This is a genomic window from uncultured Sphingosinicella sp. (genome assembly GCF_963974575.1).
Taxonomy (GTDB): domain Bacteria; phylum Pseudomonadota; class Alphaproteobacteria; order Sphingomonadales; family Sphingomonadaceae; genus Sphingosinicella.
In genome coordinates this window covers 133,347-148,266 of the sequence record NZ_CAXBBQ010000002.1, presented here as the reverse complement: position 1 = coordinate 148,266, position 14,920 = coordinate 133,347, and the positions used below count along the sequence as shown (strand labels likewise).

The 14,920-nt window shown below is 66.2% G+C and carries 12 protein-coding genes and 1 tRNA gene; 3 read left to right on the top strand and 10 right to left on the bottom strand.

The window, feature by feature from the left end; genetic code table 11:
• Window positions 1-41: 41 nt before the first annotated feature.
• From hutU to hutI, 4 genes are read right to left on the bottom strand one after another with little or no spacing between them, the layout of a single operon-like run.
• Window positions 42-1,697, bottom strand: coding sequence for a urocanate hydratase (gene hutU / locus AAC014_RS03805; protein WP_339704252.1), 1,656 nt, complete (start codon window positions 1,695-1,697; stop codon window positions 42-44).
• The gene (gene hutG / locus AAC014_RS03800) at window positions 1,694-2,509 is read right to left on the bottom strand and encodes an N-formylglutamate deformylase (protein ID WP_339704250.1); all 816 of its coding nucleotides are present in this window, start codon (window positions 2,507-2,509) and stop codon (window positions 1,694-1,696) included. Before hutG ends, hutU begins: the two co-directional genes overlap by 4 nt.
• The gene (gene hutH, locus AAC014_RS03795) at window positions 2,506-4,008 is read right to left on the bottom strand and encodes a histidine ammonia-lyase (protein WP_339704248.1); all 1,503 of its coding nucleotides are present in this window, start codon (window positions 4,006-4,008) and stop codon (window positions 2,506-2,508) included. Before hutH ends, hutG begins: the two co-directional genes overlap by 4 nt.
• Window positions 4,005-5,195, bottom strand: coding sequence for an imidazolonepropionase (gene hutI, locus AAC014_RS03790; protein ID WP_339704246.1), 1,191 nt, complete (start codon window positions 5,193-5,195; stop codon window positions 4,005-4,007). Before hutI ends, hutH begins: the two co-directional genes overlap by 4 nt.
• A gap of 47 nt (window positions 5,196-5,242) precedes the next feature.
• Between hutI and AAC014_RS03785 the strand changes: the two genes are divergently transcribed.
• Window positions 5,243-6,592 carry a formimidoylglutamate deiminase gene (locus AAC014_RS03785; protein WP_339704244.1) on the top strand — a complete coding sequence of 450 codons (1,350 nt, stop codon included), beginning with the start codon at window positions 5,243-5,245 and terminating at the stop codon, window positions 6,590-6,592.
• A complete protein-coding gene (locus AAC014_RS03780) occupies window positions 6,589-7,242 on the top strand; it encodes a UTRA domain-containing protein (protein ID WP_339704242.1) in 654 nt (217 codons plus the stop codon). Before AAC014_RS03785 ends, AAC014_RS03780 begins: the two co-directional genes overlap by 4 nt.
• Before the next feature lie 24 nt (window positions 7,243-7,266).
• Here the strand turns inward: AAC014_RS03780 and AAC014_RS03775 are convergent.
• The 6 genes from AAC014_RS03775 to AAC014_RS03750 form a co-directional block, all read right to left on the bottom strand.
• Window positions 7,267-7,342: transfer RNA gene (locus tag AAC014_RS03775), tRNA-Lys, on the bottom strand.
• Between the two features lie 103 nt (window positions 7,343-7,445).
• On the bottom strand, window positions 7,446-8,570 hold the full coding sequence (gene rodA / locus AAC014_RS03770; RefSeq protein WP_339704240.1) for a rod shape-determining protein RodA: 1,125 nt from the start codon (window positions 8,568-8,570) through the stop codon (window positions 7,446-7,448).
• A complete protein-coding gene (gene mrdA, locus AAC014_RS03765) occupies window positions 8,563-10,482 on the bottom strand; it encodes a penicillin-binding protein 2 (protein ID WP_339704238.1) in 1,920 nt (639 codons plus the stop codon). The genes rodA and mrdA overlap by 8 nt, the downstream gene beginning before the upstream one ends.
• Complete coding sequence (gene mreD, locus AAC014_RS03760; RefSeq protein ID WP_339704236.1) at window positions 10,479-11,006, bottom strand: rod shape-determining protein MreD; 528 nt, start codon at window positions 11,004-11,006, stop codon at window positions 10,479-10,481. Before mreD ends, mrdA begins: the two co-directional genes overlap by 4 nt.
• The gene (gene mreC / locus AAC014_RS03755) at window positions 11,003-11,926 is read right to left on the bottom strand and encodes a rod shape-determining protein MreC (protein WP_339704234.1); all 924 of its coding nucleotides are present in this window, start codon (window positions 11,924-11,926) and stop codon (window positions 11,003-11,005) included. The genes mreD and mreC overlap by 4 nt, the downstream gene beginning before the upstream one ends.
• Window positions 11,927-11,939: 13 nt before the next feature.
• The gene (locus AAC014_RS03750) at window positions 11,940-12,977 is read right to left on the bottom strand and encodes a rod shape-determining protein (protein WP_339704232.1); all 1,038 of its coding nucleotides are present in this window, start codon (window positions 12,975-12,977) and stop codon (window positions 11,940-11,942) included.
• A gap of 173 nt (window positions 12,978-13,150) precedes the next feature.
• On the opposite strand from AAC014_RS03750, the gene mutL reads away from it, so the two are divergent.
• Window positions 13,151-14,920: a DNA mismatch repair endonuclease MutL gene (gene mutL / locus AAC014_RS03745; RefSeq protein WP_339704230.1), complete on the top strand. Its 1,770-nt coding sequence runs from the start codon at window positions 13,151-13,153 to the stop codon at window positions 14,918-14,920.

Below are 14,920 nucleotides of genomic sequence, written 5' to 3'. Positions count from 1 at the left end.
GCGTTTGCGCCGAGCCTATGACACAGGAAGAAACGCCGCGTCTAGCCGATGGCTGGGAGATCGAGGCCCTGATCGCGCGCGCACTGGAGTGCGATGTCGTAGCCCGCATCGGCGTGGCGCATCACCCCGGTGGCGGGGTCGTTCCAGAGAACGCGCTCGATGCGGCGCGCGGCCGCCTCTGTGCCGTCGCACACGATGACCATGCCCGAATGCTGCGAATAGCCCATGCCGACCCCGCCGCCGTGGTGGAGCGAGACCCACGTGGCGCCGGACGCAGTGTTGAGGAGCGCGTTGAGGAGCGGCCAGTCCGACACGGCGTCGGAGCCGTCGCGCATCGCCTCCGTCTCCCGGTTGGGGCTGGCGACCGAACCGGAATCGAGGTGATCGCGGCCGATGACAACCGGCGCCTTCAGCTCGCCGGACGCGACCATTTCGTTGAAGGCGAGACCGAGCCGATGACGATCGCCAAGCCCGACCCAGCAGATGCGCGCGGGCAGGCCTTGAAACTTGATGCGTTCGCGCGCCATTTCGAGCCAGTTGTGGAGGTGCGGGTTGTCGGGGATGAGCTCCTTCACCTTCGCATCCGTCTTGTAGATGTCCTCCGGGTCTCCCGAGAGCGCCACCCAGCGGAACGGGCCGATGCCGCGGCAGAACAGCGGCCGGATGTAGGCGGGCACGAAGCCGGGGAAGGCGAACGCGTCTTCGACACCCGCATCCTTCGCGACCTGCCGGATGTTGTTGCCGTAGTCGACCGTTGGGACGCCTGCCTTCTGGAAATCCAGCATGGCGCGAACGTGCACGGCCATCGAGGCCTTTGCGGCCTCGGCGACGATGTCCGGGTTCTGCTCGCGCATCCCGAACCAGCGCTCGAGGCTCCAGCCCGCGGGCAGGTAACCGTTCACCGGATCGTGCGCGGAGGTCTGATCGGTGAGGAGATCAGGCCGGATGCCGCGCTGGAAGATTTCTGGGAGCAGTTCGGCGGCATTGCCGAGGAGGCCCACCGAGACGGGCTTTGTCGCCGTGGTGACGAGACGCACGGCCTCGTCAAGCGTCTCCGCCGCGTGATCGAGATAGCCGGTGCGAAGGCGCATCTCGATCCGGCTCGGCTGACATTCGATGGCGAGGCACGATGCACCGGCCATCACCGCCGCGAGCGGCTGCGCGCCGCCCATGCCGCCAAGCCCCGCCGTCAGCAGCCATTTCCCAGACAGATCGCCGCCGTAGTGCTGGCGACCCATTTCGACGAATGTCTCGTAGGTGCCTTGCACGATGCCCTGCGTGCCGATGTAAATCCACGAGCCCGCCGTCATCTGGCCGTACATGGCGAGGCCCTTGCGGTCGAGCTCGTTGAAGTGCTCCCACGTTGCCCAGTGCGGCACGAGGTTGGAGTTGGCGATGAGCACGCGCGGCGCCTGCGTATGCGTGCGGAACACGCCCACGGGCTTGCCGGATTGGATGAGCAGCGTCTCGTCATCGTTCAGGCGGCGCAGCGTTTCGACGATCTTGTCGTAGCTTTCCCAATCGCGCGCGGCGCGGCCGATGCCGCCGTAGACGACAAGCTCTTCGGGGCGCTCGGCGACGTCGGGGTGCAGATTGTTCATGAGCATCCGCAAAGGGGCCTCGGTGAGCCAGCTTTTGGCGCTGAGCGCGGTGCCGGTGGCGGGGCGGATGATGCGGGTGGTGTCGGTGCGAGTCATGCGTGGCCTTTGGCAAATGCGATGGCGGCTTCCAGAACCTCGCGGAGCGTGGATTGCAGCGGCGCGGCGCGGGCGGGATCGTAGTCGGCGGGCCAGTTGCCCCATGCCGTCACGGGCGGCTCGGCGAGGTAGGTACGCATCGCGAGTTCCATCTGGACCGCGTGGATGCCGGCGCTGGGGTTGCCGTAGTGGCGCGTCGTCCAGCCGCCCTTGAAGCGCCCATCGAGAATATGCGTGTAGGGCGAGCGGGCGCAGGCAGCCAGCACGGCGTCCGCAAGCGCGGGCGCGCAGGTTGTGCCGCCGTTGGTGCCGACATTGAGGTCGGGAAGATCGCCAGGGAACAGGCGCGGGACGTGGCCGCGAATGGAATGTGCGTCATAGAGCACAACATGCGTGTGGCGACGGCGCAGGCGGGCGAGCTCTTCGGAGAGAACGCGGTGATAGGGATCAAACCATGCCGCGCGGCGGCGCGCGATTTCGGCTTCATCCGGTTCCTCGCCGGGGCGGTAGAAGGGCTCGCCGTCGAAGGTTTCGGTGGGGCAGAGGCCCGTTGTGATCTGCCCCGGATAGAGCGAGACGCCGGACGGGTCGCGGTTTACGTCGATGACCGTGCGCGACATGCCGGTGCGGATCGTCGTGGCACCGAGATCGCGCGCGAAGGCGTAGAGCGCATCCACCCACCAATCGGTGTCCTTGAGCGCGAGCCACGGCGAACGCAGCGTGTCCTCGATTTCCAGCGGGATCGTGGTTCCGGTGTGTGGGAAGGTGACGACAAGCGGCGCGTCGCCCTGATGCACCATCAGCCATGTCATAAGGGAAGCTCCACGAGTGCCGCGAGCGTGCCCGCGTTCACAAGCCGTGTCGCTGCGACGATATCCGGGTGGAAATGGCGGTCGTCATCCAGCGTGGGGACGTCGGCGCGGAGCGCGGCGCGGGCGGTTTCGAGCGCCGGGCTTGAAGCGAGCGGCGCGTGAAAATCGCAGCCCTGCACGGCGGCGAGATATTCGATGGCGAGCACGGCAGCAAGGTTTTCGGCCATCGGCAGCAGGCGGCGCGCACCGTGCGCGGCCATCGAAACATGGTCTTCCTGATTGGCAGAGGTGGGGATCGAATCGACGCTGGCCGGATAGGCGCGCTGCTTGTTTTCGGAGACGAGCGCCGCTGCCGTCACCTGCGGGATCATGAAGCCCGAATTGAGGCCGGGTTTCGGCGTCAGGAACGCGGGGAGGCCGGAAAGGGCGGGATCGACGAGCATGGCGATGCGGCGCTCGGCGATGGAGCCGATCTCGCAGAGCGCGAGTGCGATCATGTCTGCCGCGAAGGCGACTGGCTCGGCGTGGAAATTGCCGCCGGAGAGCGCTTCGTCTGTATCGGCGAAGATGAGGGGGTTGTCGGAAACGCCGTTCGCCTCGTCGATGAGGGTTTCGGCCGCCTGCCGCAGGATGCCGAGCACGGCACCCATCACCTGCGGCTGACAGCGCAGGCAATACGGATCCTGTACGCGCGCATCGCCTTCGAGATGCGAGGCGCGGATCGCGGAGTCCTGCATCAGCGTGCGGAGCGTATCCGCCACGTCGATCTGGCCGCGATGGCGGCGCAGCGTGTGAATGCGCGGGTCGAACGGTGTGTCGGAGCCCTTCGCGGCTTCGGTGGAGAGCGCACCGGTGACGAGCGCGGTGCGGAACAGGCTTTCGGCCTCGAACAGACCGGCGAGCGCGTAGCTGCAAGAGAATTGCGTGCCGTTGAGGAGTGCGAGGCCTTCCTTCGCGCCGAGCGTGAGCGGAGTGAGGCCCGCCTTTGCCAGGGCTTCGGCTGCGGGAATACCGTCGATCTCGCCGACGCCGATCATGGTGGCGGCCATGTGGGCGAGGGGGGCGAGGTCGCCGCTGGCGCCAACCGACCCTTGCGCGGGGATCGTTGGCATCAGGTCTTTCGCCAGCATGGCTTCGATGAGGTGGACCGTTGCCGTGGAGACGCCCGATGCACCGTGGCCGAAGCTTGCAAGCTTCAGTGCCATCATCAGCCGTACGATCGCGCGCGGCATCGGTTCGCCAACACCTGCGGCGTGGCTGAGCACGATGTTGCGCTGGAGGGTGGCGAGATCAGCGGCATCGATACGGACTGAAGCGAGTTTTCCGAAGCCGGTGTTGATACCGTACACGGGATCACCGCGATCGACGATGCGCGCGACAGCGGCGGCGCTCGCTTCGATGGCGGGAAAGGCTGCCGCGTCGAGCGCTGCCGCTTCGCCGCCATAGATGGCACGCAGGGCGTCGAAACCGATGGCGCCGGGGGTGAGCGTGATCGTCACTGTCCTCTCCAGATGCGCGCATGGAGCGGATTGAAGCCCATGCGGTAAACGAGTTCGGCGGGCTCGCCGATGTCCCAGATTGCCAGGTCGCAGGTCTTGCCCGGCGCGAGCGTGCCGATGTCGCTGTGCCCGAGCGCACGCGCGGCTTCGCAGGTGAAGCCGGCGATGCATTCCGCAACGGTCAGGCGGAACAATGTTGCCGCCATGTTCATCGCGAGCAATGGCGAGGTGAGCGGCGAGGTGCCTGGGTTGCAATCCGTCGCAAGCGCGATGGGAACGCCGTGTGCGCGGAGCGCGGCGACGGGCGGGCGTTTCTCCTCCCGCGTGAAATAGAAGGCGCCGGGGAGCAGGACGGCGACGGTGCCGGAGGCGGCCATCGCGGCGATGCCCGCCGCATTCAGATGTTCAAGGTGGTCAGCAGAAAGGGCGCTGTGGCGCGCGGCGAGCGCTGCGCCGCCGAGGTCCGAAAGCTGCTCGGCGTGGAGTTTCACGGGCAGGCCGAGCGCTTCGGCGGCGGCAAACACGCGCGCAACTTGATCGGGCGAGAAACCGATGCCTTCGCAGAACGCATCGACCGCATCGACAAGGCCTTCTGCGGCGAGAGTGGGCAGCATCGCGTCGCAGACGTACGCGACATAGGCGTCGCGGTCGGAGAATTCGGGCGGCAGAGCGTGCGCGCCGAGGAAGGTGGTGGTGACAGCGACGTTGCGTTCTTCGCCCAGGCGGCGGGCAGCGCGGAGTTGCCTGCGTTCATGCTCCAGAGAGAGGCCGTAGCCGGACTTGATCTCGACCGTGGTGACGCCCTCGGCAATGAGCGTGTCGAGGCGGGTCAGGGAGGCCGCGACGAGATCGTCTTCGCTCGCCGCGCGCGTCGCCTTCATCGTCGAGACGATGCCGCCGCCGGCGCGGGCGATCTCCTCATAGGACGCGCCCTGGAGCCGCAGTTCGAACTCGCGTGCCCGGTTTCCGCCGTAAACGAGATGCGTGTGGCAATCGATGAGGCCGGGCGAGATCCAGCGGCCTTCGCAGTCTATGCGCTCGGCGGCTTTCGGCGCGCCCGCGCTCGGCCCCGCATAGGTGATGATGCCGTCTTCACACGCCACGGCACCATCCTCGACGATGCCGAGACCGCGCCCTTCGAGCGTCATCAATCTTGCGTTGTGCCAGAGGCGATTCATGCGTGCCATTCTCAGCGCGATCGGCTATTATGTCTAGACATAATATCGAGGTGGCGATGCAAAGGCTTTGGTTCTCGCAGGCAAGACTGAACGACGGCTGGGCGACGGACGTGAGGCTCACGCTCTCCGGCGGGTTGATCGAAAGCGTCGAGACGGGCGTTCCGGCAATGGCTGAAGACGAACGTCACGGCATCGCGATTCCGGGGCTCTGCAACGTACACAGCCACGGTTTTCAGCGGGGCATGGCGGGGCTTTCGGAGCGGCGCGGGCGTCCTGACGACGATTTCTGGTCGTGGCGCGAGGTGATGTACCGCTTCCTCGACCGCATGACGCCCGACGACATCGCCGCGATTACCGCGCTCGCCTATGCCGAGATGCTGGAGAGCGGCTACACGCGCGTCGGTGAGTTTCACTACCTCCACAACGACGTCGGTGGCGGCCGCTACGTGGACCCTGCGGAAACGGCGGGCAGCATCGTTTCGGCTTCAGCAGAAACGGGCATCGGTCTTACGCTGCTACCGGTGTTCTACGCACACGCCGATTTTGGAGGTGCTCCGCCCGCGCAGGGGCAGCGGCGGTTCATCAGTGACATTGATGGCTTTGCGCGGCTGATGGACGCGAGCCGCGCCAAGCTGCGCAAGGGTGACGTGATCGGAATCGCGCCGCATTCGCTGCGTGCGGTGACGCCGGAAGAGCTGGCCGCGATCCTGCCGCTGGCGCAGGATGGACCTATCCATATCCACGCCGCCGAGCAGACGAAGGAGGTGCAGGCCTGCCGCGCGTGGTCCGGCGCGCGGCCCGTGGAATGGCTGCTCGAAAACGCGCCTGTGGACGAGCGTTGGTGCCTGATCCATGCAACCCACATCGATGATGCCGAGGTGATGGGCCTTGACGCCTCGGGCGCTGTCGCGGGCCTATGCCCGGTGACGGAAGCGAACCTTGGTGACGGTGTGTTTCCGGCCGATGCCTATCTGTGTCTCGAAGGCCGCATCGGCACCGGCACCGACTCCAACATCCTCGTCGATGCGGCGGGCGAACTGCGCATGATCGAATACAGCCAGCGGCTTCACCATCGCCGGCGCAACATTCTCGGCTGCGAAGAAACGCCGTCGGTCGGCGAGCGGCTGTTCGGCGCGACGCTGGTGGGCGGCGCACAGGCGCTGGGCGTGAAATGCGGGCTCGCGGCTGGGATGCCCGCCGATATCGTTGCGCTCGATGCTTGCCATCCGGCATTCGCCGCAAGAGAAGGCGATATGATTCTCGATAGCTGGATATTCGCGGGCGGCGCGGGCTGTGTGGACAGCGTCTGGGCCGGCGGTGTGCTGCAGGTGAAAGACGGTCGCCATGTCGCGCGGGAAGCGATCGCGGCGCGTTATGCCGTCGCGCTGGAGCGCCTCACCGCGTGAAGCCCGGCGAGCGCATCCGCGCCGATATCGAGGGACGAATCCGCTCGGGCGACTGGAAGCCGGGTGACCGTATCCCCTTCGAGCACGAACTCGTCCGCAGCTACGGCTGCTCGCGCGCCACGGTGAGCAAGGCGCTGGAGATGCTAGCGCGGGCAGGGCTCATTGAACGACGGCGCAAGGCCGGATCGTTCGTTGCACACCCGCGCGTGCATTCGGCGGTTCTGGAGGTGCCCGACCTTGCGAAGGTCGTTGGCGAACGCGGTCTTGCCTATCGCTGGCAGCGACTGAAGCGGGAGGTGCAGGACGGCAATATCACCGTCACCGGCCTCCACCACGCGGGCAATGAGCCTTATTGCATCGAGCAGCGCGAAATTTCGCTCGCCGCCGTGCCCGAGGCCGAAGCCGAGTCCTTCACGGATGAAGCGCCCGGCACATGGCTGTTAAAACGCGTGCCATGGAGCGAAGCGCGGCACAGGATCAGCGCCGTGATGCCCACCGCCGCCGAAGCCCGCCTGCTCGGCATCCCGCGTACCGCCTGCCTGCGCATCGAACGCTGGACTTGGCGCGGCGGAGATCCGGTGACGAACGTATCGCAGCTCTTCCCCGGCGATCGCCACGACCTCATCGCGGACTTCGCGCCGGGCGTCTGAATTCAGGTTTCGGGAGGGGGAGAGTGGTGGATGCACTAGGGCTCGAACCTAGGACCCGCTGATTAAGAGTCAGCTGCTCTACCAACTGAGCTATGCATCCACACCGGGCATGAGATAGGCGCCGGGGCGCCGCTTTCAACCGCGAGGCGGGGGCTATAGCGCGGGGTATGCGGGGTTGCAAGGCCGGAATTGATGCCGACGCGCTAGAATGACGACGGACCTTCGCCGATCATGCTTTCCTCGCGCTGGCGATCGATCGAAAGCAGGATGCCGATCAGGAGCATCGCGGTCATCATCGCCGATCCGCCATAGGACATCAGCGGCAGCGGAATGCCGACCACCGGCGCGAAGCCCATCACCATCGCGAGATTGACAAACACATAGAAAAACAAGGTGCAGGTGAGGCCCGCCGCAGTGAGCCGCGCGAACTGGTTACGGGCTCGTAGCGCCACCGAGAAGCCCCAGCCGAGGATGATGACGTAGCAGGCGAGCACGAAGACCATGCCGAAGAGGCCCCATTCCTCAGCCATAGTCGCAAAGATGAAGTCGGTATGCAGCTCCGGGAGATACTGAAGGTGGCTCTGCGTACCCGACAGGAAGCCCTTGCCCGAAAGCCCGCCCGAGCCGATCGCGATCTTCGACTGGGTGATGTGGTAGCCCGCCCCGAGCGGATCGGCATCCGGATCGAGGAAGATGAGGATGCGCCGCCGCTGATAATCGTGCAGCAGGCTGACGGCGATTGGAATCGCCGCGACCAGCGCAGCGCCGCCACCGACGAACAGCGACATGCGCGCGCCCGCCAGAAACACGATCACCACCCCGCCGAACGCGATCGAGAGCGCTGTGCCGAGATCGGGTTGCAGCATGACGAGCGCAACGGGCAGGCCGATGAGGATCGCGGGTGCGACGAGGCTGCCCCAGCGCTGCGTTTCGACACGCGGCAGGTAGTGAAAGAAGCGCGCCAGCGCGAGCACGATGGCAATTTTCATGAGCTCCGATGGCTGCAGCCGGATGATGCCGAGATCGAGCCAGCGCTGGCTACCACCGCCCACCTTGCCAAGAATCTCGACCCCGAGAAGCATCACGACGACAATGCCGTAGGCAGGATAGGCCGCGCGCAGCCACCAGGACAGCGGCACCTGGCTCATGGCGAGCGCCATCATGAAAAACAGCGTGAAGCGTATACCTTGATTAAACGCCCACGGGCGCACGTGCCCGCCAGCGGCCGAATAGAGTACGGCCAGCCCGAACCCGCCGAGCGCGAGCAGCGTCAGCAACATCCGCCAGGGCAGCGCCTGCAGCCGATCGGGAAGCGCGCTGTTAAGCATCCGGGATGGGCTCTGTGGGTGAAGGTGGGGCGGCCGCCTGCGCCGCTGCGGCAGCTACGGCAGCGCGCTGCGCGGCCTCGCGGCCCCAGCCTTCCTCCAGACGTTCCAGCGCGGCCATCGCGACCTCGGGCGCGAACAGGAAGGTCATCACATCCTTGGCGATGGGCGCCGCGGTTATGCTCCCGCCGCCGCCGTGCTCGATGACGACGCTCACGGCGTAGCGCGGCTCCTCGACCGGCGCGAAGGCGATGAAGTGGCCGTGGTCGCGGAATTTCCAGGGGATCGACTTGTAATTGGCGCCGCGCGTCGCGCTGGTCAGCGCGCGCACCTGCGCGGTGCCGGTCTTGCCCGCCATCTGTATGGGGATTGGCAGGCGAGAACGTCCGGCGGTGCCCTGCGGGCCGTTCACGGTGAGACCCATCGCATAGCGGATGCGCGCCAGATGCTCCGGATCGACGTCGAGCGTGCCAGGCGTACTGCCGCCAGAAACGAGGCGCGGCACGACGCTCCGGCCTGAAGCAATGCGCGCCGACATCACGGCAAGCTGCAGCGGCGAAGTAAGCATGTAGCCTTGGCCGATCGCGGTGTTCAGCGTCTCGCCGGTCAGCCACTCCTTGTCGTAGCGGCGGCGTTTCCATTCAGGCGTGGGAACGAGGCCGTCGCGCTGCGCGGGCAGCGACAAACTCTCATACTCGTGTCCGAGCCCGAGGCGCTTCGCCATGTTGGCAATGCGCTCGATGCCGATCTCGCGGCCGCGCGTATAGTAATAGACATTGCAGCTCTGGAAAATGCTCTTGTCGAGGTTCACGGTGCCGTGCCCGCCGCGCCGCCAGCAGCCGAAGCGGTGGCTGCCGAGATAATAGGCGCCGGGGCAATGCACCGTCGCCTCCGGGTCGATGCCGTATTCGAGCGCGGCAAGCGCTGTGACCGGCTTGAACGTCGATCCGGGCGGATAAAGCCCCTGCACGGTCTTGTTGATGAGCGGATTGTGATCATCCGACATCAACGCGTTCCATTCCTTGTGGCTGATGCCGTCGGAAAAACTGTTGGGATCGAACGCGGGCATCGAGACGAGCGTCAGCACGTCGCCGGTCCACACGTCGATCACGACGACGCTGCCCGATTCCGGTCCGAGCCGCCGCGCCGCGAAGGATTGGAGATCACGGTCGATGGTGAGCTTCACCGTCTGGCCCGGCGTGTCGTTCACCGTGGAAAGCTCGCGGATCACGCGGCCACGCGCGTTCACCTCCACGCGGCGCGCACCGGCCTTACCGCGCAGGGGCACGTCCAGTACCTTCTCGATGCCGTCCTTGCCGAGCTTGAAGGCTGGGTGGAGGTAAAGCGGATCGCGGTCCGCGGCGAGATACTGTTCGCGCGTCGGTGCGCCGACATAGCCGAGCAGATGGCCGACCGCCTCGCCATCGGGGTAATAGCGCGTAAAGCCGCGCACCGGTTGCACACCGTCGTAATCGGGCAGGCGCACGTTGATCGCGGCGAAATCGTTCCAGCTGATGCCGGCAGCGACCTGAATGGGGAGGTATTTCGGCTGCGTCGCCGCCGCCTCACGAATCCGCGCGACCTCTTCGGGCGGCAGCCGCAACAGGCGGGTGAGATCGGCGAGTGTTTGTTCGAGATCTGTGATCTGTTCGGGGATCATCTCCAGCCGGTAATCGGGCTGATTGACGGCAAGCGGCTTGCCGTTCCGGTCGACGATCCAGCCGCGCCGAGGCGGGATCAGCCGCACGGAAACGCGGTTGTCCTCGGCAAGGAGCTTGTATTTCTCCTGCTCGAAGATCGAAAGATAAGCCATGCGCCCGCCGAGCAGCAGGCCGAGGCCGCCGGTCGCTGCGCCCACAAAAAGCGTACGGCGCGTGAACATCTGCTCGCGTGCGGCTTCGGAGGTGAGCTTCACGGCGCCCACCTACGCTGGATCCGTGCAAAAAAGTGCGCGGCGAACGGGTACACAGCAATCGTCGCCGCTGTCTGCGTTGCGAGCGGAAGGAAGGGGAACGGGTCCGCAACGAGGGCGCAAAGTCTCCACAGCGCCAGATGGTACACGAACAGCATGGGGATACTGAACAGCCAGTCGCCGATCCAGCTCGCGCGGCGAACATGTGCGTCGGCATAGCGCACGAGCATCATGAATAGTGGCAGCAGCAGCCCGTTCGCGCCGACCGGCGTTCCGAGCAGGATATCTCCGGCAAGCCCCATCGGGAGCCCCGTCCATTCCGGCATCTGCTGTGGGCGATAAAGCGTCCAGAGCAGCACGAGCAGCAGCGCCAGATTGGGCATCACGGGTAGCGGTGCGAACATCGGCAGCGTCATCACCATGTAGGCGGTGACAACGACGATCAGTGGGATCGCCAGCTTCCAGTGGTCGAAGATCCAGCGCGCCCGCTCGCGCGTGGTCATCTGGTGCCACGGCGTCGTGATCACTCGGCGGCCTGCTGCTGGATGACGGCTTCGGGGTGGGATTCGCGGTCCCGCGGCGTCTCTTCGGGAAGCGGCATCGGGGGCATATAAGGACGCTCGACGATTACGTAATCGAGCCCGTCCGGGGTCGTCGCGGGGCGGGCTTCGGGCATGTCGCCGGAAACGCGAACGACGGTTGCGACAGCAAGTCCAGGCGGGAAGAGCCCGCCGTCACCCGATGTGACGAGCCGGTCGCCGACACGGACTACGGAATTCGAGGGACCCGAGAGGTCGACATCCAGCAGCGGCAGGTTCTTGCCGATGAGCAGCGCGGGCAGCCCGGTGCGCACGACGCGGACGGGTACACGGCTCGATACGTCAGTCAGCAGCATCACGCGCGTGGCGCGATTGCCGACATCGACGGTGCGCCCGATGAGGCCCGCAGCCGCGAGCACGGGCTGACCGGGTTCGATGCGGTGGCGTGCGCCGCCGCTGATCAGTGCATAGCGGACGTAGGCACCCGTGCTGGAGCCCGAAATCGCGAACACGCCGATGCGCTCTCGCGACGGTTCTATGACCTTGAGAAGTTTCTTGAGTTCGCGGTTTTCATGCAGCGCCTGCAGGTGCCGCTCGCGTTCGATCTGATACATCCGGTCACGGCCTTCGAGCAGGCGCACCTTCTCGACCGCCCGGAAATAGTCGGCGACGGAGCCTGCGGCGGCCTGAACCTCTGCCAGCGGTACGAGAATAACGGCCCACAGCGGTGCAACGAGATCGGCCGCGCCGCTCCTCAGCGCCGAATATCGGTCGGGGCTGGCGCGGCTCAGCACCAGCAGCATCGCGGCGATGGCGACAGCGGCGATCGTCGCCGCACGTCCCAGGAGCGCGATGTTGCGTTGACGGCGCGAACTCCGCCCGCTCGATCTGCGGGGTGGCCACGCCATCCGCAGTAACTCCCTAGAGTGCGGTGGTCAGGACGCCGCGAAAAATCGGCTCTTCGAGCGCGCGGCCCGTGCCGAGCGCAACGCAGGTCAGCGGATCGTCAGCAACGGTGACGGGTAGGCCGGTCGCATCGCGCAGAACTTCATCAAGTTGTCCGAGAAGCGCGCCGCCGCCGGTGAGGACGATGCCCTGATCGACGATGTCGGCGGCGAGCTCTGGCGCTGTGTTTTCAAGGGCTTGGCGGACTCCTTCGACGATCGCCGACACCGGCTCCGACAGCGCTTCGGCGATCTGCGCCTGGTTGATGGTTATTTCCTTCGGGACGCCGTTCATCAGGTCGCGGCCCTTGATTTCGAGCGTCACGCCGACGCCATCGAGTGGTGGCTTCGCGGTGCCGATTTCCTTCTTGATGCGCTCGGCGGTGGCTTCGCCGATCAGAAGGTTGTGATTGCGGCGCACGTAGCTGACGATCGCATCGTCCATCTTGTCGCCGCCGACGCGCACGGAGGTCGTGTAGGCGAGGCCGCGCAGCGAGAGCACGGCGACTTCGGTGGTGCCGCCGCCGATGTCGACGACCATCGATCCGATCGGCTCCGTCACGGGCATTCCCGCGCCGATCGCGGCCGCCATCGGCTCCTCGATCAGATAGACCTGGCTGGCGCCGGCGTTGTTCGCAGCGTCGCGGATGGCGCGGCGCTCGACGCTGGTGGAACCCGACGGCACGCAGATGACGATTTCGGGATAATTGCCGAACTTGCGCGTGTGCACCTTCTTGATGAAGTGGTTGATCATCTGCTCGGCGACGTAGATGTCGGCGATCACACCGTCGCGTAGGGGGCGGATGGCCTCCACGTTGCCCGGTGTCTTGCCCATCATCATCTTGGCGTCGTTGCCGACAGCCTTCACCATCTTGCGGCCGTTGATCGTTTCGATCGCAACCACCGACGGTTCGTTGAGCACGATGCCCCGGCCGCGCACGTAGACGAGCGTGTTGGCGGTGCCGAGATCGATGGCCATATCCTGGGCAAGAAAACCAAAAAGGCGGCTGAGCATGGAGTTCTTCTCTTCTATGCGTGAGGACGCGCGTTAGCCTGCATATGCAGCGTTGTCGCAGGGAAGTGCAAGGGGCGCATTGGCGTCGATTCCGTGGTTAACGCGGCTTTCACCACGCAATACGCGACGAACCGCTAACAAAGCCTTGCGATCGTTGCTAGGAAGACGCGGTCATGCCGATCCGCCGCTTGCCTGAAGACCTCGTTAATCGCATCGCCGCCGGTGAAGTCGTCGAGCGGCCTGCGAGCGCGGTGAAGGAATTGGTCGAAAACGCGCTTGATGCAGGCGCCACGCGAATCACGGTCGAACTTGAAGGCGGCGGCCTCGATCTCATTGCCGTCACCGACGACGGCTGCGGGATGAATGCGGACGACCTCCGCCTCTCGCTCGAACGCCACGCCACCTCGAAGCTGCCGACCGGCGACCTCGAAGCCATCGCCACGATGGGCTTCCGCGGCGAGGCATTGCCCTCCATCGCCAGCGTCAGCCGCTTTCGCATCACCAGCCGCACCACAGGCGGGGAGGGATGGGAGATCGAGATCGACCACGGCGTCATCCAGCGCGACGGTCCCGCTTCACTGCCGCCCGGCACGCGCGTTTCGGTCGCGGACCTGTTCGGCAAGGTGCCCGCACGCCGCAAGTTCATGAAAAGCCCCCGCGCCGAGCTTGCCGCTTGCCTCGATACCGTGCGCCGCCTCGCCATGGCGCGCGCCGACGTGGGGTTCGGCGTTGCCCACGAAGGCCGCCGTATCCTCGACGCGCAGCCTTCCGCCGACCTCCTCGAAAGTGCCCGCGTTGCGCGCCTCGCGGCGATCCTGGGGCAAGAGTTCACCGATAACGCCGTCGCGATCGATCTGGTGCGCGATGGGCTTCGCCTTGGCGGGCTCGCGGCGGTGCCCACCTACAGCCGGGGCGCGGCGGACCATCAGTATCTGTTCGTTGGCGGGCGTCCGGTGAAGGACCGGCTGCTGCTCGGTGCGGTGCGCGGCGCCTACCGCGATCTCCTGGCGCGGGACCGGCATCCCGTGCTCGCGCTGTTCCTCGACGTGCCGTTCGATTTCGTGGATGTGAACGTCCACCCCGCGAAAACCGAGGTGCGCTTCCGCGATCCGGCGCTGGTGCGCGGGCTCATCGTCTCGGGGCTCCGTCACGCGCTCGACACCGGCAGCGGTCACGCTGCGACGACGGTTTCGGATGCTGCGCTTGCAGCATTTCACGCCGAGCCGCTGGCGCCCGCGCCGCAGTCGCACCGCTCAGCGTCGATGTTCGGCGAGCACAGCTTCCGTTTCAACGCTCCGCCGCAGGCACGCGCCGAAGCGCCGTCGCCCGTCTACGCGGAGAGTCGCGACACCGACCTGACGGCGTTCCCGCTCGGCGCGGCGCGCGGGCAGGTGCATGGCAGCTGGATCGTCTCGGAGACGGCTGATTCTCTCGTCATCGTCGATCAGCACGCCGCGCACGAGCGGCTGACGCTTGAGAAGATGAAGCGCGCGATGGAAGGCGGCGGCGTCCGCGCGCAGGCGCTGCTGCTGCCCGAGGTCGTCGAGCTTGACGAAGCCGAATGCGACGGCCTGGAAGCCCACGCCGCCGAGCTTGCCGAAATGGGGCTGGAGATCGATCGCTTCGGCGCGGGCGCCATTCTCGTGCGCGCCACGCCCGCGATCCTCGGCAATGCCGACGCGAAAGCGCTGGTGCGCGATCTCGCCGACGACATCACCAGCCTCGGCGCGGCGCACAGCCTGAAGGAACGGCTCGACGAAGTCTTCGCAACCATGGCCTGCCACGGCTCGGTGCGGGCAGGCCGATCGCTCAGCGTCACCGAGATGAACGCGCTGCTGCGCGAGATGGAGGCGACGCCGCATTCGGGCCAGTGCAACCACGGGCGCCCGACCTATGTGAAGCTCGCGCGTGGGGATATCGAGAAGCTGTTCGGGAGGCGGTAG